Here is a 22,241-nt window from a genome sequence, read left to right on the forward strand (position 1 = left end):
ATTAGCCCTCTTTTATTATAGCTTCAAGCGCTTTATTTTCTATGATAACTGAATTATAAACCGCAACTAGGTATGCATTTATCTCACTTGCTTCAACAACATAACAATTTGCTAAGTTTCTATATGCAAGAATTGTTTTTGCATCTAACTCATTTTTTACTATCAAAGCATCTCTAACGCCAAGTTTTTTGATGAAGTCAGCCGCATCTTTTGTCTTACCTGAACTTATCTCTAAGCTATCTATGGCAAAAAGCTTGCCATTATTTGCTTTTTCGTTTAAAGCAAATTCTAAAGCTAATCTTTTTTGTTTTTTATTAACTTTTTGAACATAATTTCTATTATTTGTTGGACCAAATGCAACTCCACCGCCAACCCATACATTACTTCTTATTGAACCAGCTCTTGCACCACCACGACCTTTTTGTCTCCATGGTTTTTTACCGCCACCGCTTACTTCTGAGCGACTTTTAGTTTTAGCTGTATTTGATCTACAACTTGCAAGATATGATTTAACATATAAATATAGGTTATGTGGATTAGCCTCTTTAAACTCCGAAGGAAGTTCAATTTCGCTTGCTTTTTCCAATTTATCATTAAGAACTGTTATTTTACTCATTTCACTATCCTTACTCTACCCATAGCACCATTAAATCCTGGAACAGAGCCTTTTACTACTAAAATTCCGCTATTACTATCAAAGCTTATAACTTCATTTTTAACAGTAATTTTTACATTTCCTGTCTGTCCTGGCATTTTCTTACCTGGTTGAACTCTACCTGGCCATTCAGCATTTCCAATCGAACCTGGTCTTCTATGAAATCTACTACCATGAGCTCCTGGACCACCTGCAAAACCATGTCTTTTCATAACGCCTTGGAAACCTTTTCCTTTTGTATTGAAACTAACTTTTAAAGTCTTAGCATTGCTTAATGGTTCTATATCTTGATCGCCAGCTTCACTATTTGCCACCTCTATAGTTGCAAATTTATTAAATTCACTGCTTAAGTTATATTTTTTCTGCTGTCCAGCAATCGCTTTATTATTTGCTTTTCCTTTAGCATAAGCAACTATTGCTCTGCCATTTTCATCTACTTCACAAACTTTTACATTTATAAGTTTAAGAAGAGTAACCGGAGTGCTATCTCTACCGATAGTTCTACTCATACCTACTTTTTCTACAATATATTCCATCTATCTACCCCTTATTTACCCATCGCACGAACTTCGACATTAACCTCTGGTGCCAAGTCAAGTTTTGTTAACGAATCAACTGTATCTGGAGTCGCCGCTACAATATCAAGCATTCTAGTATGAATTCTAATTTCAAACTGCTCTCTTGAATCTTTATTTACGTGTGGAGATTTTAAGACTGTGTAGCGTTTAATTTTTGTAGGCAATGGTACTGGCCCACGGACATCCGCACCTGTTCTTTTGACAGCTTCTACAATTGCTGCAACTGTTCTATCTAGAACTCTATGGTCGTAAGCTTTTAGCTTTAACCTAATTCTTTCCATGTGTTTTCCTTATAAAGAACTTGTCACAACGCGTGACCTCTTACTTTTAACATAAAAGATTGTGATTATATAAAAATAGGCTTTTGATGTCAAGAATTTCATACAATTTATTAAATTTTTATCCTTATAATAAGGAAATAAATATTAAAATAAGATGCTGAAAGTTAAAAAAATATAATTAGTTTTTTAAAATTTTATTCCTTTTTAAAAGGAAATTTTATATAATTAACAGATGGAAAATTTAGAATATTTTTATAACAATCCACCATTGATTAATAAATTCATTGATAGAAAACTAAAAATAACTGGTGGTAGGGTTTTGATAAGTGGGGCTTTAAACTCGGGTAAAACATATATCTTAATAAGTGAACTTTTAAAATTTAAAAAAGATGAGTTTTTATATATCAATATGGATGATCTAAGAGTTAAAAAAGAAAATGGTTTACTAGACTTAAAAGAGTTTATTAAAGAGCATAAAGATATAAAGTGTATAGCCATAGATAATGTAGATGATAAAAATTTAAACATATTAAAAAACTTAAATTGTGAAAAAATTTTACTCTCTACAACATCAAACTCTCTAAATTTAAAGACATTTCAAACAATAAAACTTTTAAACTTAGATTTTGAAGAATACATCGCTTTTAACAAAAGAACCAATGAACTTGGTGCTATTTTAGGTAGTTTTTTAACAGAAGGAAATGGTGCAAAAAACTCATTTTTAAACCCTTTTGAGCTAATTATATATATGCAAAAAATTTTAAAAGCCAAATATAGTGATATTGAAATTTCAGTATTAAAAGAGTGTGTGGAGTTTGTAAATTTAAATTTCAGCGCTTTGCAAATTTATAAAGGTTTAAAAGATATAATGAAAATTTCAAAAGATAGTGTTTATAAAACAATTGATAAATTTGAAGATGAAAATTTGATATTTTTTGTTCCAAAATTTGCTCCAAATTCCAACCTAAAACGGCTATATTTTTTAGACTTTTGCTTGCCTGATAATCTAAGTTTTAAAAAAGACTTTCAAAAAAAACTTACCAATGCGCTCTTGTGCGAGCTTTTAAGATTAGATAAACAGGTATATTTTACCGATGATTTGGATTTTTATATGCCAGAGCTTGGTTATGGTTTTTTGGTTATACCTTTTACAAGTAGCGATTTGATATTTCTTAAATTTAAAAAAATATTTGAAAAACTTAAAGAGTTAGAGGTGCAAAAACTATATGTTATAAGTATGGCAAACTCTGGAGAGATGAGTAAAGAAGGAATTAAATGCGAAATTTTACCATTTTGGCAGTTTGCTTTAGGAATGTAATTTGATTTGTGGTATTGATGAGGCTGGAAGAGGCTGTTTGGCTGGTGATTTATGTATAGTTGGTTGCGTTTTAAAAAGTGATATTAAAGGTCTAAATGATAGCAAAAAACTAAGTCAAAAAAGAAGAAATGAGCTGTTTAGAACCACAAAAGAGAACTCATTTTATAAAATAGCAACTTTTACAAGCATACAAGTTGATGAGCTTGGGCTTTCATCTTGCATAAATAAAGGGCTTACACAAATAGTTGAGTATTTTAAAAAAGAGTTTGGTGATGTAGAGTTTATATTTGATGGAAATTCTAAATTTGGAGTAAGTGAGTTAGAAACCATGATTAAAGCCGATAGCAAAATAAAAGAAGTTAGCGCAGCTAGTATTTTGGCAAAAGTTACAAGAGATGAGAATTTAAAAATAGCTGATGAGTTATATCCAAATTTTGAGTTTTTAAAGCATAAAGGCTATGCTACAAAAAATCATATTGAGCTTATAAAAAAATATGGCTATACTGAGTTTCATAGAAAAAGCTATAAAGTCAAGGCTTTAGAAAAATCACTATTTACAAATTTATAAAAAGGACTTTAAAGATGATTAGATTGGCTAGAAAAGAGGATTTTAAAGATACAATAGAAATTTTAGAACTTGCTATGTCTGATTTTACAGATTTTATACTTGATACTAAAGATAAAAATAAAAAAATGAAACTACTTGAAAAATATTTCAAAGCAAAAAACAATAGACTGTCTTATGAGAACATTCTTGTTTATGAAGAACAAAACGAAATTGTAGCCACAATATGTTTTTATGAAGGCTGGTTGAGTGATTTTTTAGATTCTCCATTTATAGAGAGATTAAAAAATATAGGCTCTAAAGTTGATATTTTAAAAGAGTGCAAGAATGATGAATTTTACATAGATAGCGTAGCGGTTAAAGAGAGCTTTAGGGGCAAGGGTTACTTTAAACAACTTATGCAAGAAGCAATAAAAATAGCAAAAGAATTAGGACATTCAAAAGTAAGTTTAATCACACAAACCCCTGAAATTTACGAAAGGCTGGGCTTTGATTTTATTAAAAACTTAGATTTTTATGGTGAAGTATATGCGAAGATGGTAAAAAATATTTAATTAGAAATTTGTTATGTTGCAAATTTATAAATAAAAAGGATTTTCATATTAGATAGTTATAAAAAAGTTGAAAATGATATAGAATCATTAAAAGAAAAAATTGCAAAGCTTGAAGAGAAAAAACAAAATATTATAAATGATAATAAAGATAAGATTGTAAAATCATTTTTGAAAATAATAGAAAATGATAAGGAATTTTTGGAAAGATTTTTACAATTAGTAGATGAAAAAGATAGAGAAAAAATAAAAAGTTGTATAGAATTTTTAATAGAAAAATAAATCAATAAAAGGATAAAATATGCACGGAGTTAAAATTATACTAGATGAAGAAAAAATCAAAAGAGAAAATAAATATGATATAGATAAATTGTATAGTGTTTTAGCGAAATATGCTGAAAGAAATCATCTTATAGTAAAAGATAAAAATACTTTTGTTTGTCCTGGAACTCAACACGATTTAGCATACTTAGGAAATTATGTTTATGATTATTTAGCAAAATTAGAATGGCTACCTGATAATATAAAAGAATGGACTTGGTTTTGGGAAGAAGAAAATTATTATAAAGATATGATTAAATATTGCACAGAAAAGAAAAAGGTTGGTTGGTATGCAAGATGAAGAAGAAACTTTAAAAGCTATTAATTTTGATTTAGACACAAAAGAGCTAGAGAAAATTTTTAATGCTAATACTTCAAAGGCATATGAAATTATAAAAAAATTTATGTCTGAAAATGGATTAAAACCAACAACACAAAATTAACAGAAAAAAGCTAACTTGATTTTTAAATCCATTAAAAACGAGAATTGAGACAACTTTTATCAATTACAAATTAAAATTAAAATAATGAGCCTTACATTCATTTAAACTAATTAAAAGATTATAATAAATCTTTTAGTGAAACTTAGAATCCTTGAAATTATATATAAAAACAAGATTTTTCGTTTTGTTAAAAATAGCTTTGTTGGTTTGTAATTTTTAGGTTTTAAACGAAAAATCTTGTATTTGCTTCAAATTATTTATTTCAAATTTAAAGCAAAAATAACATAAATTAAAATTTATAGTCAAAATTTATATGCAAAGTTCTTCCCGGAGCTGGAGTTAAGCCCATATTATTTGCATCTAAATAATAACGATTAGTTACATTATCTAAAGTTGCAGAAATAGTAAAATTATCATTTACTTTATAATTTGCGTATATGTCTACCAAATTATATGGTTTCCACTCTTCGCTTTTTGTATTTCCACCTTTTTCATCATGTGAAAAAACTGAAACTATCCTCTTTCCATAATAGCTATATCTAGCACCTAAATCTAATTTATTGTTAAAAAGTCTTGTTCCAATAGTTGCGTTAAATGTTGTTTTTGGAGGCAAAGTATTTGCAATATTACTATTTATTATACCGCCCTTATAGCAAACTTTACCACCTTTTTCTGTATTGCAAAATTCAGTTTTTATATATTTTGTCAGTCCTAATTTTGTATAAAATACTCCCATATCATAATAAGCTGAAGCCTCAAAACCTCTATAAAGAGCACTATCTATGTTCATTGTTTGCATTACTATAGCTCCTGAATTATCTATTGTGTTAGTTCTAGTAAGGTAATCTTTGGTATAGTTGTTAAAAAATGCAAATTTTAACCCTAATATACTATCATCATATAAAACATCATCAAATAATAGATTAGTTCCTATTTCCCAGTTTCTTTGTCTTTCTGGCTTTAAATCAGCCATACTATTATCTGCATTTTGTTGAGACCAGCCTTTTGAAGCCTGAAATAAACTTGCAGACCTAACAGCTTGTGCATATTTTATATAAAATTGATACCCTAAAATTGGCTCATAACTAAGCATTACAATTGGAGAGATAGCATGAGCTTTATTAGGATTATTATATGACCTTTCAATTATAGAAACCCATTTACCAGTTATAGGGTCTTGTTCATATCCTTTAAATTTTTCAAGGGGTTGATAGTCTGTAATTTTACTATTTATATATCTAAGTCCTGTATCAAAAGTAAGCTCTTTTGTAAGTTTATAATTAGCTGACACAAATGCACTAAACTCTCTCTTTTTTGCATTTCTTATATAAAGTGGGGCTATGGCATCTTCAGGATAACCTTTTGCCCTTACTCTATCTAGTGCATCTTTTGGTGGTTTTATTCTCTCTATGGCATAAGAAATTCCATAATTTAATTTTAAATCTCTATTTAACACTTTAAATTTTGAAGTATTATCCACACTTACTCCTTTTTGTGTTGAAAGTGTAAAATGAGCATGTCTACTATCGCCGTCTGAGCCAAAATCATATCCATATTCCTGAGATAAAGGGGTAAAATTTGATGAATCACTTTTTGTAAGATAGGCACTGATATTTAAATGAATATATGGATTTTGTGGAGAATATGTATATTTAGTGCTATAGCTATCAACTTCAACTTCTGAGCCTTCTCCTTCTAAAGAACCATATCCACGAACCATAATAGACGGCATAAGTTCTCCGAATTTACTTCTATAACCACGATATGTAAAGTTGATTCTATGGTTATCATTATATAAATTTAACTTTGCTAAATATGATTTATTGTCTTGAGATGTATTTAAAACCTCTTCACCAGCTCTATAATATGTATAGCCTTGTTTGTTTTTAAAATTCGTGCTTCCTTCTATAATTGAATCATATTCATCACCCATTTCTATATAGTCTTCTCGCTTATAATCAATACTTTCAACCTCTGGAATAGATCCATGTTTACCTACAAAATAGTTGCCTTGTTTTTTTCTAGCATATCCAAGCACGATATCAGCATTTTCCCATTTTTTAGCAAATGCAATGCTGTAATTATAGCTATTTCCTAAATTTGCAAATGGATTTGATGATGAATATCTTGCATCTGGTGTCTGAGTTTGTTTTTCACAAATTCCTGAATTATTTGTCAAGCACTCATTTATCCATTTTCTTTGATACCCCCCCCTTGTATAAAGTCTAGGTCTTTTTACGGTATTTGACATAGTTCCAATTTGAACTCTAAGTCCCCAATCTTTTTTGGAGTTATTAGGAATTATATCTTGATATCCTATTGTATTCATTCTTATAACACCACCAGTTGCACCAACACCATCAACACCCAAAGCTGGACCTTTTTCAATTTCAACATTTGAGATAAAATCAGGATCTAAGTATGTTCTAGTGCTAGAACCTGCATATCCTTGCCATGTTGGAATGGACTGAATGGAATTATCTACCACAACAGGAACTCTATTTTCATTTTGAATACCTCTAATGTTTACAGATATACCACCACTATTACGTTTATTTCCTATTATAACGCCTGGAATTCCACTTAAAAAATCACCAACTGAACTACCACGAAATTTAGTAATCTCTTTACTATCTAAATAATTATAAGAACCTGTTTTTTGATAACTTTTAAGTGTAGTGGTTTCCAAATTTGGCTCAGCAACCACGCTAACTTGTTCTAATAATACTTCAGAATAAGCAAATAAATAACCGCTAAAAAACAAATTATAAAGTATGATAATATTTAAATAGCTACTTTTTTTAATCATTGGACACACCTTTTAGTAAATTTTTGATGAATAAACATTTTACAATAAGTAACTTAAATAATAATAAGAATTGTTCTCATTATAAATATAAAAAACTTGTCTTTTAAAGCGGTAAAAACTTAATTGGTTATGGTATTATTTATATTGAAATTAAAAATTTAGCTTCGAATTAAATTTTATGATGAAGTATATGTAAAGATAGCAAAAAAATTTAAGCTAAAAAGCTTAAATTTCAAAATGCAAAATTAGCTAGTTTTTTTATTTTTATAAACAGAGCATAAAAATGCTAAAAATATAAACCCAAATCCTATGGTTCCTGTTAAAATTTCACTAACTTCATAAAATACTTTTATAAACATAATAATAGCCAAAGCAAGTATAGCATAGTGTGCCCCATGCTCTAAATAGGCAAACTGAGTTAGGGTTTTTTTCTCAACTAAATATATGGTTATACTTCTTACAAACATAGCTCCTATGCCAAGTCCTATCATTATGATAAAAATATTTTCACTTAAAGCAAATGCACCAATCACCCCATCAAAACTAAAACTTGCATCAAGCACTTCAAGATATAAAAAGCCCATTAGCCCGCTTCTAACTCCGTTTGCACTAAATCTTTCATTTAAAGATGAGATTATTATATGAACTAAAATAGCACTAAAATAGGCGGTGGTATAGGTTGTATTTTTTGTTAGAGAAATTATATAAAGTCCTAAGATGAGAGCTAGGATAGTGCTTATATTTGGTATGTTTTTTAAAAAATTTATTAGAACATTGTTTTCAATTATTTTAATCCAATACACATCTTTATCTTTGTTAAAAAAGAAGTCAAAAAATACCATAATTAAAAAAGCACCACCAAAGATGTAAATTTCATTTTTATGAGCATCTAATACAGCATGATATTTTTCTGGCTCTGTAATTGCAAAATTTAAAGTTTGAAGCATTCCATACCCTGAAGCAATAGAGACGATAAGCAAAGGAAATATAAATCTCATTCCAAAAACAGCAATTGGAATCCCAAAAATGATAAATCTATCTTGCCAAATTTTACTCATACCATTTAAAACTTTTGCATTTACAACGGCATTATCAAAACTAAGACTAACTTCTAAAACGCAGAGTAAAAAGCAGATATAAACAGCACTTATACCGCCCAAATAAAACGCTACAACAAGACCTATTATAGTAATTATAAAAGATGAATAAAAATATTTCAATGTCAACCTTTTTAAATTTTAAAATTAAAATTATATCATTTAATCATTTGGATTTTATTTTAATTTTCTTAATAAAAATATGATAAATTTTATAAATTTAAACAAGGAGAATTATGAAAATTTTAATAAAATTAATGATGTTTTTTGCAATATGTTTAAATGCACAAAACTTAAAAGGTGAAAAAATGAATGAAATATATTTAGCAGGTGGTTGTTTTTGGGGAGTTGAAGGATACTTCAAACAACTTGATGGAGTTATAGAAACTAATGTTGGTTATGCAAATGGAAGCAGTAATAAAACAAGCTATTATGAGCTAAAATTTACAAATCATGCAGAGGCTATGCATTTAAAATATGATGAAAGCAAAATTACACTAAATGAAATTTTAGAACATTTTTTTAGAATAATTGACCCTACTTCTGTAAACAAGCAAGGAAACGATGTTGGTAAACAATATAGAAGTGGAATTTACTATACTGATGATGAAAGTGGCAATATAGCAAAAGAATTTATAAAAGAAAAACAAAAAGAGTTTACAAAAAAGATAGCCGTAGAAGTTGAACCACTAAAAAACTATATTTTAGCTGAAGAATACCATCAAAACTATCTTGGGAAAAATCCAAATGGATACTGCCATGTTGATTTAAGTCTTGCAAAAGTTCCACTAGAAAAAACTAAAAAAGAGAATAAAAAATTCAAAGCCCCTCCAAAAGAAGAGTTAAAACAAAAATTAGATCCACTTGCATATGCTGTTACACAAAAAGATAAAACAGAACGCCCATTTAGTAGCAAGTATGATAAATTTTATGAAAAAGGAATTTATGTAGATGTTGTAAGTGGGGAGCCTTTGTTTAGTTCAACTGATAAATTTAACTCAGGATCTGGCTGGCCAAGTTTTTCTAAACCCATATCAAAAGATTTTGTAAAAGAAAAGACAGATTATAGCATCGGTATGAAAAGAGTTGAAATTCGCTCAACAAATGCAAATAGCCATTTAGGACATGTTTTTAACGATGGTCCAAAAGAAAAAGGCGGTATGAGATACTGCATAAATGGAGCTGCTTTAAAATTTATACCACTTGAAGATATGGAAAAAGAGGGATATGGAGATTATATAGAACTTGTAAAATAAATGAAATTAAATAGCGAGAAAAATCTCGCTATTTTTTAATTAAGCATTTAATATTTTTGGTTTAGAAAATGCTTTTATTGCTCTTATAACACCTTTATACTTTTCTACCTCTACAAGGTTAGTGTGAGCTATATTGCTTTGTGCTAGCTTGCTAGTTCCTTTGTCTTTTGTTAGAACATTCACACAACCATGTTGACAAAGACTCTTTTTGCCCCAAATTTCAGGATCATACCAAGCACCTTCACACACAATCACAACATCATCTTGAGTAATGTCACTAACCATAGCACCACATAAAATCTCGCCACGATCATTAAAAACCCTAACAATATCTCCTGTTTTTATATTTCGTTTTTTAGCTGCACTTTCACTTATGATTATAGGTTCTCTGCCATTAACTTCTGCATAGTTTCTAACTAAAGAATTATTTAGCTGTGAATGCAATCTAAGGCGCGGATGTGGAGTATTTAGTGCTAAAGGATATTTTTTTGTCATCTCTTTATTTCCTAACCATTCAATTGGTTCAAACCAAGTAGGATGTCCATAGCAATCATCATATCCCATTTTTGCAATTACTGGAGAATATATCTCTATTCTGCCTGATGGAGTGCCAAGTCTATGCTTTCTAGGATTTTTCCTAAAATTTGAAAATCTTGTAAAATATTTTTTCTCTTCTTCAGGTTTATCAAATTTAATATAACCATTTTCCCAAAATTCTTCAAATGTAGGCATATCCTTATAGCCTAAATATTTTGCTTGTTCCATGGCGTCTTTAAAAATTTCTTTTATCCACTCCATTTCAGTTTTACCCTCTGTGAAAACTTCTTCCATTCCCCATCTTTTACATATTTCTCTGCAAATTTCAAAGTCGCTTCTGCTTTCTCCCATAGGTTCAACAGCTTTTTTAATAGCAAAAATATATTCTCCTGTTCCATTTGATTGATCTATATCATCTCTTTCGCCTTCAATGGCTACTGGAAATACAATATCACTTAACTTTGCCCCACTTGTCCAATAAGGCTCTGCAGTTATAACAGTATCTAGTTTTTTCCAAGCTTCAATAGTTTTGTTTATCTCTTGATGTCTTGTAAAGATAGAACCGCAAGCACTAAATGCAACTCTCATATGAGGAAGTATAAACTCTTGTCCATTTCTCAACATCTTTGAACCAGGATTTAACAATGCATCTGTCATTCTACTATTTGGTATTACATAGTTTTTATTTTTAACCCAAGGACTATTTTCATCAGTATATTCATCACTAGGAATAGAGCTTAATCCTTTTAATACAGGAGAAATAAAAGTGCCATCACTTGTCTTATGCCCTTGATCACAAGTCATAAATCCACAACCCTCTTTACCAATGTGTCCTAACATAGAGGCAAGTGTTATTAATGCCCAATATGATTGCTCTCCGTGATCTTGTCTTTGTATAGCAAATCCACTCATAATTATTGATTCATTTTTAGCTAAGGATATGCAAAGTTCTTCAAGTTTTTTAACATCAACTCCACAAATTTTACTAGCCCATTCTAAATTTTTAACAATATTATCTTTTTCACCCAAAAGATACTCTTTAAATTTATTAAATCCAACTGTGCATTTTTTGATAAAATCTTCATCATAAAGTTTATTTTCGTATAAGTAGTGGCACATTCCAATCATCATAGCAGTATCAGTGCCAGGAATTACTCCTATAAAATCAGAATTTAAATATCTAATTGTATTGTTTCTATAGGTATCTACTGCGTAAATCTTTTTTTCACCATTTTCATTCATCTTTTTAAGTTTTGTGTAATATTTATATCCATCGTGTGTTGGAGAGCCTATTCCTATCTCATTTGTAACAAGCGGATCTGTTCCCCAAAAAACAATAGTTTTTGCAGATTTTACTATTGCTTCCCATCTTGTCGGAGCTTCGTTTGGCTCTATAGTTCCTATGATATGGGGCATTAAAACATGTCCTGCACCATATGAATAGTTCCCATCTTCAGAGACAAAACCGCCAAGAATAGTAAGCATTCTTCTTGCAGTTGCTCTTCCCCAGCTAACTTTGCCTATTCCACCCCACCAATAACACTCTCCATAGATAGACTGGGCTCCATATTTATCAAAATTATCTTTTAATGCTTTAGCCGCTAAATCAAGAGCAGTATCCCAATCAACTCTAACAAATTCTTCCTCTCCTCTAAGTTCTGGATTTTTAGGTCCTTTGTTTTTTAAATAACTTTTCCTAACACAAGGATACAAAACCCTACTTTCGTTTTGAATTTTATCTGGAACAGCATTATTTAATGTAGTTGGAAATTTATCAGCGAAAAATGGTTCTACACCTACTATTTGACCACTAACTACTTTATTATAATAAGGACCAAACCTATTAGCACAAAATACTTTTTTTTGATCAAAAATAGTTTGTTTAATACCCTCTATTTTATTTGCCTGTAATCCAACCCCTGCTAATGCACTTAATTTTAAAAAATCTCTTCTTTTCATATTTTTCTCCTATTTTACATCTTTAGCATTATGTTGTAAATATTTTATAATCATATTTTTATCTAGATCCTCTAAAGCTACAAAGCCTAAGCCAATCATACTGTCAATGTTTGATGGCCACTGGTTTGCTGTATATTGATTTGGTTCATGCAACAAATGGCAAGCCGAACAGGTTTGCTCATATAAACCTTTTGCTTGATTATAAATCATACTTGGATCAATATCGATATAAGAAGTTGGAACTGTCAATTTAATCTGAGTTTTAAACCATATTTCTCCATAATCATCTTCAACTTTATCCACAACTTTTACATAAGGATTTACATCTCCATCATAGCTATTTATATCTTCTTTTATTTCAAAATTCATATACTCTTCATCAATCTGTGGACTCTTGACTATTTTAGCTTGATAGTATTCCTGAATATACCCAGTTAACAAGACATCTGTTTTTTCATTTTCTGTTTTCAAGATTTCAACAGGTGTTAAAACACTAACATCTCCAATCATTTTACCATTAAGAGTTATTTGCTTACTATTGTTTAAAAACCCAATATTACTTTCAGCAAAAGCAAAAGAACTCATAATCGTTAAAATTAAAATTTTATTTTTCATATTAATCCTTCTATGACTATTAGATACATGCATATTATGATAAAATATTAAATATTAATATAAACTTAAAAAATATATTTCAAGTTAAATTTTATAAAATATTTAGTATTTACATTGAATTTGCTAATTTTATTACGTATTTGTTACTTAAAATATTATTTATTTTGTATAAAAATACTTGTAGAATTAAACCTTAAGTTATATAAAATTAAAAAAATTAATATTTTTTATCAAATTATTAGGTATAATAATCATTAAATTTTGTAATTTATGTGCCAAAGGAGATAAATGAGGAACAAAAAAGCCAATGACACTAAAGAACAAAACAAATCATTTTTGTTTAGAATGTTTGAAAAAATCATTGGATTCTTTTTTGAGATGGTTTTTGAATTTATTGCAATAGTAATTTTTGTATTTATTTTTATTATAATTATAGACTTTTTTAACTAAGATATTTAGGTTATAAATGTAGTGGCCGGGAGAGAGGGATTCGAACCCCCGGAGGCTCTCACCTCAACGGTTTTCAAGACCGCCGCTTTCGACCACTCAGCCATCTCCCGACAAAAATTTTGTAAGTTACTACTCTGTCTTTTCCTTTACAAAAGTAGCACCTTTGTTAACTTTTTCTTTAGTCCATTTAACGGTTTCTTTGGTATCTTCCTTAACGCCTTGTGCTGTGTTAGAACAACCAACAAATAAAAAAATTACACTCACAACACCAATAAGTATAGAACGCATCCTAACCCCTTAATAATATCTTGGAGGCGACACTCGGATTCGAACCGAGGAATCAAAGCTTTGCAGGCTCTTGCCTTACCACTTGGCTATGTCGCCAGCAAACCTAAAATGGTGCCCGGAGCCGGACTTGAACCGGCACGGTAAAAACTACCGAGGGATTTTAAGTCCCTTGCGTCTACCTATTCCGCCACCCGGGCAAATACTATGGAGCGGGAAACGAGGTTCGAACTCGCGACCCCAACCTTGGCAAGGTTGTGCTCTACCACTGAGCTATTCCCGCAAAATTATTAAACTGAATGAGAATAATATCAAATTTAAACTTAAAAAAAGATTTGAAAATATAAATTTTTATAATTTCTTTTTTAAGTTTAAATACAAGGATATTTTAGTAAAATTAATATTCTAAATCCTACTAGGGGTGTTAGCTCAGTTGGGAGAGCGCAACGCTGGCAGTGTTGATGTCAGGGGTTCAAGTCCCCTACACTCCACCATTTAACAACATAACTACTCAAATTTGCAAAGGTAAAAATGCAATTGATGGCAAAAGTCAAACAAATTTATTGTGGAAAAGAAGAGAACTTTAATGATTATAAAAGAGAGATATATAAAACATCTTATAGAAAAAAACCCATTAAAAATGGTGAAATTTTAGAAGTTGATAAATTTGGCTTTTTAAATGATACACAAAGTGAAAAAGAGCACCATGGTGGTATAGATAAGGCAGTTTGTATATATAGTCAAAAATATTACTCCTTTTTTAAAGAAAAATATGATTTTAATCTACCTGAGTGTGCATTTGGTGAAAACTTTACAATCTTAGATTTAGATGATTCTGAAATTTGCTTAGGCGATCAATTTAAATGTGGCGAAGTTGTTTTTGAAGTTTCTCAGCCAAGAAGACCTTGCTGGAAAATTTCTTCTATTTTAAATATTCCAAATTTAACAGCTATAGTAGCAAAAGAGAGTAAAACTGGGTTTTATTTTAGGGTTATTAAGCCGGGTAAATTAAAAGCTAGAGACGATTTGATTCTTATTTCACGAAAATATCCAAAACTTACAATTGAGTTTATAAACGACTCTATTTATAACGCAAGAGATAATGCAGATAATATAATTGAAATTTTAAAATCTCCAAAACTAGCAGATGCTTTTAGAATTTCACTTAAAAAAAGACTAGAGAATAGAAGTTTTGGACTAGAAGAATTTCAACTTGATTAGTTAAAATTTAAAGAGTATTTAACATACAACACAATTAATCCAAACATAAAATAATAAATTTAAAATGAAATTTTTATTAAATTTTTGAAGTGCATTAAACTACGCAATTTTAATTACAATTTAATTTCATTTTAATTCATATTTTGATAATATAAATATCAAATATACAAATTTAATATAAAGGAGTTATTTATGAAACTAACAACTATCTTACTTAGTTCAGCTGTTTTGGCTGGTTCTTTATTTGCAAATTCTAATTTAGCACAAAGTGCTAAAGATTTTGGGCTCATCGCAATTCCGGCGGATAAAGCTGAGTTGACAAAGTTAATTGAAGAATCTTCGCCTGATTCAAAAGCATTCCCTACAACTGAAAAAAGAGTAGAACTTGGTAAAAAATTATATTTTGATCCAAGACTATCAAAAAGTGGAATAATATCTTGTAATACCTGTCATAACTTAGGTTATGGTGGCGGGGATAACATTCCTGCTTCAACTGGTCACAAATGGACACCAAACCCACACCATATAAATGCACCTACTGTTTATAACTCAGTATTTAACTCTGTTCAATTTTGGGATGGTAGAGCTTCACACTTAGCAGAACAAGCAGCAGGACCTATGACTGCAGCACCTGAAATGGCTTCTACTCCAGAGCGTGTTGAAGAGATTATAAACTCAATCCCTGCATATGTAAGAATGTTTAAAGATGCATATGGCAAAGATGTAAAAGTTAATTTTGACCTTATTACAACTACTATTGGAATATTTGAAAGAACCCTAGTAACACCTTCGAGATTTGATGACTTTTTAAATGGCGATGATAATGCTTTAAGTAAAGAAGAAAAAGAAGGTCTAGAGCTATTTTTAAACAATGGTTGTGTATCTTGTCATAACGGAATTAATCTTGGCGGAACAATGCAACCTTGGGAAGTTGCATCTCAGTATGAATTCTCTAATGTAGGTGATTTTAAAGGCGATGAAAATGGAATGGTTAAAACTCCAATCCTAAGAAACATTCACCTAACAGCACCTTACTATCACAATGGTGCTATCTGGTCACTAAAAGACGCTATAAAAGGAATGGGAAGTATCCAACTTGGCATAGATATTTCTGATGAAGATGCTAAAAAAATTGAAACATTTTTTAATTCTCTAACAGGAAGAATGCCAACTATTGTCTACCCAATGTTGCCAGCTTCAACAGAAAAAACACCAAAACCTGACTTAGAATACTAATTCTATTCAATCCTCTTATTTTTAAGAGGATTGAATTTATATTAAGCTATAAAATTGATTTAAATCATTGACATTTAAATTTCTATTATGTTATTTTATTAAGTAGCAAAATTAGTGTATTTTGCTAAAATAAATATAAAGGAATTTCTATGGAATTAAATATACATAGACCAACCCCAGTAAACATCGAACTAGCTCTTGATCCAAATAGATATTTTATATCCAAAACAGATACAAAAGGTATTATAACTTCTGTAAACGAGTATTTCATGAAAATAGCAGGTTACACCAGAGAAGAATTAATAGGAAAACCACATAGCATAATAAGACACCCTGATATGCCTAAAATAATATATAAAATTCTATGGGATAAAATTCAAAGCGGTCAAAACATAGCAGCAATTTGTAAAAATCTTGCAAAAGATGGCAAATATTACTGGGTTGTAACAGATTTTGAAATAAACAAAGATCCTAATACAGGTGAAATAATAGAATACACAGCATATAGAAGAGCGCCCTCTAGAGAGACTATTGAAACTGTAATTCCAATATATAAAGAACTTATTGAAGCAGAAAAAATAGGCGGAATGGAAGCAAGTGAAAAACATTTGCAGAGAATTTTGAAAAATATGGGCATGAGTTATGATGATTTTATTAATAATGAGTTAAAAAAGAGCGGTTTAGCTGATGCTTTTAAAGGTGCTATGAAAAGTGCTTGGGGTAAATTTTTTGGTAAATAGTATATTTAATTGTAAACTAACTTGATAGCTATTTGAAATTTTAATGTTTAAATTATTAATTCATAAAACACCTATATTTAGGTGTTTTATCTGAATATGTTAGTTTTATGCTTTTGTGATTACCCTGTTTTTTGAAAGGCGTGATTTAGGAACATTTAAATTAAAATCTTTTGACTCATCTCTATATCCAAGTGCAACAATGACTTGAGCAGTGTAACCATTTTCTCTTAAATTAAATTCTTCATCAAGTAAGGCTTGATCAAAACCCTCCATTGGGGTTGCATCTATACCAAGCTCTGCAGCTCCTAGTAAAACAGCTCCTACAGCAATGTAAGTTTGCTTAGCATGCCAATGTGCCTCGTCTTTTAAATTATATCTATGCACATCTAAAAAAACTTTACGACCATTGTGCATTTTTTCTTTATGATGTGGTTTTATGAAGCGATTATCCTTTTCTTCTTGTTCAAGAATTTCTTTGAGATGATTATCATCTACATAAACTTTACTACAAAATACAATTACATGTGATGCATTTTTTATCTTATCATAGTTAAAAATGTATGCCCCTTTAGCTCCTTTGGCAACTCGTTCTTTGCCCGCCTCATCACTTGCAATAATAAAATGAGAAGGTTGAAAATTGGTACTTGTTGGAATGTATTGTAAAATATTTTCAATTTCTGCAAAATCTTCATCTGAAATTCTCTTTGTTGCATCATATGCTTTTGTAGCATATCTCCATTTTAAAGCTTCTGTAATAGTTTTCATCTTTTTCCTTTTATTCATAATTTATATTAATTATACTATTTTGAATTATATATATTTTAAATATTCTCTAAAGCTTTTATTAAACATCATTTAAAACATATTTTAATAAATTAAATTTCAAAAAGTATTTAGAGTATTCTTGAAAATACTTTTATATTAATCTAAATTCAAATATAATTTTTATAAAAAATAATAAAATAAATATTGATAAACAAGGAGATTAAATGAAAGAATTATTTATAACAGCAACAGGAACTGATGTTGGAAAAACCTATGTAAGCGCTTTAATTTGTAAAAATTTAATGCAAAGTGGTTTAAATGTTGGCTATTTTAAACCTGTTGCAAGTGGAAATATTAAAGATGAAAACGGGAATTTAAGAGTTGGTGATGTTAGCTTTGTAAAAGAGTTTGCAAATTTGAGTTTTGAAGTAAAAGATATGCACTCTTACGCTTATGAAAGAGCCTATTCTCCGCATTTAGCGACTAAATTTGAAGGCAATCCGCCAGTTAAGGATAAAATTTTAAAAGATATTGAAAATTTAAAGAAAAAATGTGATTTTTTAGTAGTTGAAGGAAGTGGTGGAGTAATTTGCCCTTTTAGGTGGGATGAGCAAAAGATTATGCAACTAGATATTATAAAAGCTTTAAATTATGAGGTGCTGATAGTTGCTGATTCTGGGCTTGGTGGAATAAATAGTGCTATTTTAACAACGGAGTATCTTAAAAATCACAATATAAAAATCAAAGGCTTTGCTTTAAATAATTATGATGAGACAAATCCGATACACAAAGACAATAAAACTATGATAGAAATGCTTAGTGGCTTAAATGTTTTATTTACTGTTCAAAAAGAGCAAAAAAATATAGATTTTAGACCTTAACTTAGCTTTAAGCCATTTTAGACAAATTTAAACTTATCTAAAATGTTAAATATTAGAGTGCTAATTTATTTAAGCGCTCTAAATTAAAAATTATTTATAAGATTTTAATTTATAATATCTTATTTTACTTATTCAAAAATAGCATTAATGCTTTTTGTAATTCTGAAATAGAATTACCAATATCGGCTGTTTTGCATTGTAGACTACATTTTTGTGTTTTATCTGTCATCGTATCATCTTTAAATGTTACACATCTTTCATTGTCAATAAATTCATAATAACATCTTAAATGTGAAACCGCATTTCTTATATGTTTACCAAAATTTATAGAATGATTATCGGTTTTACATTCATCTTTATAAGTCGTTTCTATTTTCTTCCATCTAATATTTTTAAATATCTCGTCGACTTTATTCAAATATATTTTATCATTATTTTTGATAATTTCTTTTGACATTACTAATAAAATATATAAAAACATTTGCATTGTTACAACATTTCCCAACCCATCTCTTTCTAATATTTTTTAAAATTTTGATTATTTATATTTTTTCTTTAAAACATTTTAATCTATAAAACAATTTTTAAAAATTTCTTTCTATACTAATTCAAATAATAATTAGTCATTGCTAAGGCTTGTTCAAATATGGCTTTATTTTGTTTTTGTGCTAAATCCATAAATATTCTCCTTGTGATTTTATTTAAAATTAATTAATTTATATTTTAAACTCATTATCTCTAAGCTTTGATATTATAAAAAGCAAAACTCCACTTATACAACAAAGCACAAAAAATATCATAAAAAATGAAAATAAATCTCTTATCTCATAGCCTAAAATTTCAGGATATGAAAACGGGATATTGTTTAATTTTAAAGTTTGTATAACTTGCAAAGTAGGCTCTGTGGTTTTATCTAAAATTTCTTGTAAATTTATACCAAGTTCCTTTGCCTTTATAAACTTATCTGTAGTTGGTGGCATAAGTGCTGCAAGTGTTCCTGAAAGTGCATATCCTGCTGCATTTGCTAAGTAAAAGATACCAAATATAAGCCCTAAAAGCCTTTTTGGAGCAAGTTTTGCAACAAGGGCAAAACCTATTGGAGAAATTAACATTTCTGCACAAGTTTGCAAAAAATACATTAAAATAAACCATTTAATACTAAGCAAATTCATACCCAAATTTTTAACATTATAAGCTATTATTAGATAGCTAAGTCCCATAATAAAAAGTCCAAATGCCTGCTTGTTTAAATTTTTAGGCTCTATGCCTTTTTGTTCAAGTTTTAAATAAAAAACAGAAAAAGGAATGGATAAAATAAGCACAAATAAGGGGTTAAACATCATTATCATAGAAGCTGGCATTTCATAGCCAAAAATACTTCTATCCATTTGGTTATTTGCTATAAAAGTTAAAGACGACCCTGCTTGTTCAAATGTCGCCCAAAAAAATACTATAAAAATCGCACTTATAAAAATAGTTTTTATATTTGCTCTTTCATCTTTACTTAGGCTTTTATCCATTAAAACATAGCTTGCCAAACTTATACCAAATGCATAAATTGCAGGATAAAGAAAGGTTTTTACTAAATTTAGCCCACTGCTAAAATATGATATCACACAAAACAAGCAAACAAATATTATAAAACAAACCTTTGCATTTTTAGGATTAAATTTCATACTTTCATTTGATTTTTTAACCTCATCTTTGCTATCTTTTGTAAAAATTAAATATAAAATTAGCCCAAAAACCATAGCTATAAATGCTGATAAAAATCCCCATTTAAAAGCACTTAAATCTCTAACCCCATCAACTACCTTATCTCCAAAAAATGGAACTATAAAAAGCCCAAGTAAAACCCCTAAATTTAAGAAAAAATAGTATGTGCTAAAAACAGCGTCGATATTCGTGTCTTTGCTTGTTCTAATACTTAAAAGTGCAGTTATGCTAGGCTTAAAAAACCCATTTCCACATATCACTAAAATAGCACCTAAAATTGCAGTTACAAAACTAGCAATATTACTAGCAGAAGCAAAAAATAAAATTTGAGCAACTGACAACAATATAGCACCTATAATTACACTTTTATGATAACCTATATATCTATCAGCCAAAGCCCCACCAACCATAGGAGTGAGATAGCTAAGGGCTAAAAATGCACCATAATAAATAGCAGCATTTGCTTCGCTTAAACCCAAAAAATGCACCATAAAAAGCGAAAAAATAGCTCTCATTCCATAGAAATTAAACTTCTCCCACATCTCTATACTAAATAGTGTCCAAACTCTTTTCATTATTCTAATATCTCTTTCATACTTTTAACACAAAGTTTTATCGCCTCATCAATCTCATCTTTTGTTATATTTAGTGGTGGATTAAAATACAAAACATTACCAAGTGGTCTTAGCAAAAGCCCATTTTTAAGTGCTTTTTTGTAAATTTGATACCCTACTCTATCTTTTGGATTAAAATCTATTTTTTTATCCTTGTTTGCTACTAACTCAATGGCATTTATAAGCCCAATACTTCTAATCTCCCCAACATTTTTATGATTTTTCAAAGCTAAATTTAGATTTTCATTTAAATATTTTGCTGTAACATTTGCATTTTTAAGTATATCTTGCTCTTTTAAAACCTTCAAAACTCCAAGTGCAGCAGCACAACCCAAAGGATTTCCACTATAAGTATGAGAGTGCATAAATGCCTTACCTTCATTGTAAGGGGCATAAAAAGCATCATAAATTTTTTGAGTTGTTATGGTAATTGACATTGGCATATATCCACCAGTAAGCCCTTTAGAAACCACCATTATATCGGGGCTAACATTAGCATGATTAAATGCAAACATCTTGCCAGTTCGTCCAAAACCAGTTGCAATCTCATCGGCTATCAAAATCACATTTGTTTCATCACAAATTTTGCGAAGTTTTTTAAGATAAATGGACGGATAAATTTTCATACCAGCTGCTCCTTGCACCAAAGGTTCAACTATGATGGCAGCTGTGGTTTTTGCATATTTTTCAAAGGCTACTTTTGCACTTTCAAAACACTGGGCATCACAAGTTTGACGGGTTTTGCCATATTTGCACCTATAACAATCAGGAGATTCAATCCTAATACTATCAAGAAGCATAGGTTTATAAATTTTTGCATACAAATCCATAGCACCAACAGATAATGCCCCTATAGTTTCACCATGATAGCCATCATCTAAACACATAAAACGGGTTTTTTGCGGATTGTTTGTTTGATAATGATACTGAAAACTCATCTTTAAAGCACTCTCAACTGATGAACTTCCATTGTCAGAAAAGTTAAATTTACAAAGCCCTTTTGGAACAATCTGGCTTAAATTATGAGCTAATTTTATAGCTCCTTCATGGGTAAAATTTGCAAAAATTACATGCTCTAATTTATCAAGTTGTGCTTTTATACTCTCATTTATAGTTTCATTGCAATGCCCTAAAAGGTTGCACCACCAAGAACTTATAATGTCCATATATGATTTGTCATTTTCATCATATAAATAGACTCCTTTTGCCCTTTTTATAACAATAGGCGGTAACTCTTCGTAATCTTTCATTTGAGAACAGGGGTGCCAAATATATTTTAAATCTGTTTGGGATAAATTCATATTTTGCCTTTCAATGTTAAAACTTTTAAGCAAATTGTAACAAAAAA

At 29.6% G+C, this 22,241-nt stretch carries 24 protein-coding genes and 5 tRNA genes; 13 read left to right on the forward strand and 16 right to left on the reverse strand.

Features of this window, described 5'->3' with window-relative positions:
* Position 1: 1 nt before the first annotated feature.
* From rplD to rpsJ, 3 genes are read right to left on the reverse strand one after another with little or no spacing between them, the layout of a single operon-like run.
* Positions 2-616 (reverse strand): 50S ribosomal protein L4, encoded by a 615-nt coding sequence (rplD, locus tag CBLAS_RS08845; protein WP_106869667.1) that lies wholly within the window; start codon positions 614-616, stop codon positions 2-4.
* A complete protein-coding gene (gene rplC, locus CBLAS_RS08850; protein WP_106869665.1) occupies positions 613-1,191 on the reverse strand; it encodes a 50S ribosomal protein L3 in 579 nt (192 codons plus the stop codon). The genes rplD and rplC overlap by 4 nt, the downstream gene beginning before the upstream one ends.
* A gap of 11 nt (positions 1,192-1,202) precedes the next feature.
* Complete coding sequence (gene rpsJ, locus CBLAS_RS08855) at positions 1,203-1,514, reverse strand: 30S ribosomal protein S10 (RefSeq protein ID WP_106869663.1); 312 nt, start codon at positions 1,512-1,514, stop codon at positions 1,203-1,205.
* 232 nt (positions 1,515-1,746) lie between these two features.
* On the opposite strand from rpsJ, the gene CBLAS_RS08860 reads away from it, so the two are divergent.
* From CBLAS_RS08860 to CBLAS_RS08880, 5 genes are all read left to right on the forward strand, one after another.
* Complete coding sequence (locus CBLAS_RS08860) at positions 1,747-2,832, forward strand: ATP-binding protein (protein ID WP_106869661.1); 1,086 nt, start codon at positions 1,747-1,749, stop codon at positions 2,830-2,832.
* Between the two features lies 1 nt (position 2,833).
* Positions 2,834-3,400: a ribonuclease HII gene (locus CBLAS_RS08865; protein ID WP_106869659.1), complete on the forward strand. Its 567-nt coding sequence runs from the start codon at positions 2,834-2,836 to the stop codon at positions 3,398-3,400.
* 14 nt (positions 3,401-3,414) lie between these two features.
* On the forward strand, positions 3,415-3,951 hold the full coding sequence (locus CBLAS_RS08870) for a GNAT family N-acetyltransferase (protein WP_106869658.1): 537 nt from the start codon (positions 3,415-3,417) through the stop codon (positions 3,949-3,951).
* A 298-nt stretch (positions 3,952-4,249) separates the two neighbouring features.
* Positions 4,250-4,570: a hypothetical protein gene (locus CBLAS_RS08875; protein ID WP_106869656.1), complete on the forward strand. Its 321-nt coding sequence runs from the start codon at positions 4,250-4,252 to the stop codon at positions 4,568-4,570.
* A complete protein-coding gene (locus tag CBLAS_RS08880) occupies positions 4,560-4,712 on the forward strand; it encodes a hypothetical protein (protein WP_157940005.1) in 153 nt (50 codons plus the stop codon). Before CBLAS_RS08875 ends, CBLAS_RS08880 begins: the two co-directional genes overlap by 11 nt.
* A 289-nt stretch (positions 4,713-5,001) precedes the next feature.
* On the opposite strand, the gene CBLAS_RS08885 is transcribed toward CBLAS_RS08880, so the two are convergent.
* Together CBLAS_RS08885 and CBLAS_RS08890 are read right to left on the reverse strand one after the other, a co-directional pair.
* Entirely contained in the window at positions 5,002-7,521 is a 2,520-nt protein-coding gene (locus tag CBLAS_RS08885) for a TonB-dependent receptor domain-containing protein (RefSeq protein WP_172658219.1), read from the reverse strand.
* 245 nt (positions 7,522-7,766) lie between these two features.
* Entirely contained in the window at positions 7,767-8,741 is a 975-nt protein-coding gene (locus tag CBLAS_RS08890; protein ID WP_106869654.1) for a DUF475 domain-containing protein, read from the reverse strand.
* 113 nt (positions 8,742-8,854) lie between these two features.
* Here CBLAS_RS08890 and msrB point away from each other — a divergent pair, with 113 nt between their 5' ends.
* Complete coding sequence (msrB, locus tag CBLAS_RS08895) at positions 8,855-9,874, forward strand: peptide-methionine (R)-S-oxide reductase MsrB (RefSeq protein ID WP_106869652.1); 1,020 nt, start codon at positions 8,855-8,857, stop codon at positions 9,872-9,874.
* Between the two features lie 39 nt (positions 9,875-9,913).
* Here msrB and CBLAS_RS08900 read toward each other — a convergent pair whose 3' ends face one another.
* Positions 9,914-12,370 (reverse strand): molybdopterin-dependent oxidoreductase, encoded by a 2,457-nt coding sequence (locus CBLAS_RS08900; protein WP_106869650.1) that lies wholly within the window; start codon positions 12,368-12,370, stop codon positions 9,914-9,916.
* A 9-nt stretch (positions 12,371-12,379) separates the two neighbouring features.
* Positions 12,380-12,985 carry a hypothetical protein gene (locus CBLAS_RS08905; protein WP_106869648.1) on the reverse strand — a complete coding sequence of 202 codons (606 nt, stop codon included), beginning with the start codon at positions 12,983-12,985 and terminating at the stop codon, positions 12,380-12,382.
* A gap of 288 nt (positions 12,986-13,273) precedes the next feature.
* Here CBLAS_RS08905 and CBLAS_RS08910 point away from each other — a divergent pair, with 288 nt between their 5' ends.
* The gene (locus tag CBLAS_RS08910) at positions 13,274-13,435 is read left to right on the forward strand and encodes a hypothetical protein (RefSeq protein ID WP_157940004.1); all 162 of its coding nucleotides are present in this window, start codon (positions 13,274-13,276) and stop codon (positions 13,433-13,435) included.
* A gap of 22 nt (positions 13,436-13,457) precedes the next feature.
* On the opposite strand, the gene CBLAS_RS08915 is transcribed toward CBLAS_RS08910, so the two are convergent.
* The 5 genes from CBLAS_RS08915 to CBLAS_RS08935 form a co-directional block, all read right to left on the reverse strand.
* Positions 13,458-13,545 (reverse strand) — tRNA-Ser (locus tag CBLAS_RS08915).
* A gap of 19 nt (positions 13,546-13,564) precedes the next feature.
* Positions 13,565-13,723, reverse strand: coding sequence for a hypothetical protein (locus CBLAS_RS08920; protein WP_172658220.1), 159 nt, complete (start codon positions 13,721-13,723; stop codon positions 13,565-13,567).
* Positions 13,724-13,744: 21 nt separating this feature from the next.
* Positions 13,745-13,819, reverse strand: a tRNA-Cys gene (locus CBLAS_RS08925).
* Positions 13,820-13,832: 13 nt separating this feature from the next.
* Positions 13,833-13,920 (reverse strand) — tRNA-Leu (locus tag CBLAS_RS08930).
* Between the two features lie 8 nt (positions 13,921-13,928).
* A tRNA-Gly gene (locus CBLAS_RS08935) sits at positions 13,929-14,003 on the reverse strand.
* A gap of 135 nt (positions 14,004-14,138) precedes the next feature.
* Here CBLAS_RS08935 and CBLAS_RS08940 point away from each other — a divergent pair.
* The 5 genes from CBLAS_RS08940 (at position 14,139) to CBLAS_RS08955 (ending at position 16,917) form a co-directional block, all read left to right on the forward strand.
* Positions 14,139-14,214: transfer RNA gene (locus CBLAS_RS08940), tRNA-Ala, on the forward strand.
* Positions 14,182-14,307: a hypothetical protein gene (locus tag CBLAS_RS09715; RefSeq protein WP_277620686.1), complete on the forward strand. Its 126-nt coding sequence runs from the start codon at positions 14,182-14,184 to the stop codon at positions 14,305-14,307. The genes CBLAS_RS08940 and CBLAS_RS09715 overlap by 33 nt, the downstream gene beginning before the upstream one ends.
* Positions 14,261-14,941: an MOSC domain-containing protein gene (locus tag CBLAS_RS08945; protein WP_157940003.1), complete on the forward strand. Its 681-nt coding sequence runs from the start codon at positions 14,261-14,263 to the stop codon at positions 14,939-14,941. The genes CBLAS_RS09715 and CBLAS_RS08945 overlap by 47 nt, the downstream gene beginning before the upstream one ends.
* Positions 14,942-15,133: 192 nt before the next feature.
* Positions 15,134-16,177 carry a cytochrome-c peroxidase gene (locus CBLAS_RS08950; RefSeq protein WP_106869644.1) on the forward strand — a complete coding sequence of 348 codons (1,044 nt, stop codon included), beginning with the start codon at positions 15,134-15,136 and terminating at the stop codon, positions 16,175-16,177.
* A gap of 149 nt (positions 16,178-16,326) precedes the next feature.
* Positions 16,327-16,917, forward strand: coding sequence for a PAS domain-containing protein (locus tag CBLAS_RS08955; RefSeq protein ID WP_241517558.1), 591 nt, complete (start codon positions 16,327-16,329; stop codon positions 16,915-16,917).
* A 105-nt stretch (positions 16,918-17,022) separates the two neighbouring features.
* Here CBLAS_RS08955 and nfsB read toward each other — a convergent pair whose 3' ends face one another.
* Positions 17,023-17,682, reverse strand: coding sequence for an oxygen-insensitive NAD(P)H nitroreductase (gene nfsB, locus CBLAS_RS08960; RefSeq protein WP_106869642.1), 660 nt, complete (start codon positions 17,680-17,682; stop codon positions 17,023-17,025).
* A gap of 224 nt (positions 17,683-17,906) precedes the next feature.
* On the opposite strand from nfsB, the gene bioD reads away from it, so the two are divergent.
* Entirely contained in the window at positions 17,907-18,563 is a 657-nt protein-coding gene (gene bioD / locus CBLAS_RS08965; RefSeq protein WP_106869640.1) for a dethiobiotin synthase, read from the forward strand.
* 124 nt (positions 18,564-18,687) lie between these two features.
* On the opposite strand, the gene CBLAS_RS08970 is transcribed toward bioD, so the two are convergent.
* The 3 genes from CBLAS_RS08970 to bioA all read right to left on the reverse strand — a co-directional run bounded on the left by CBLAS_RS08970 (position 18,688) and on the right by bioA (position 22,194).
* On the reverse strand, positions 18,688-18,981 hold the full coding sequence (locus CBLAS_RS08970; RefSeq protein WP_133169604.1) for a hypothetical protein: 294 nt from the start codon (positions 18,979-18,981) through the stop codon (positions 18,688-18,690).
* A gap of 298 nt (positions 18,982-19,279) precedes the next feature.
* A complete protein-coding gene (locus tag CBLAS_RS08975; RefSeq protein WP_106869636.1) occupies positions 19,280-20,854 on the reverse strand; it encodes a peptide MFS transporter in 1,575 nt (524 codons plus the stop codon).
* The gene (gene bioA / locus CBLAS_RS08980) at positions 20,854-22,194 is read right to left on the reverse strand and encodes an adenosylmethionine--8-amino-7-oxononanoate transaminase (RefSeq protein ID WP_106869633.1); all 1,341 of its coding nucleotides are present in this window, start codon (positions 22,192-22,194) and stop codon (positions 20,854-20,856) included. Before bioA ends, CBLAS_RS08975 begins: the two co-directional genes overlap by 1 nt.
* Between the last annotated feature and the right edge of the window lie 47 nt (positions 22,195-22,241).

The organism is Campylobacter blaseri (assembly GCF_013201895.1).
In the GTDB taxonomy this organism is placed as follows: Bacteria; Campylobacterota; Campylobacteria; order Campylobacterales; family Campylobacteraceae; genus Campylobacter_B; species Campylobacter_B blaseri.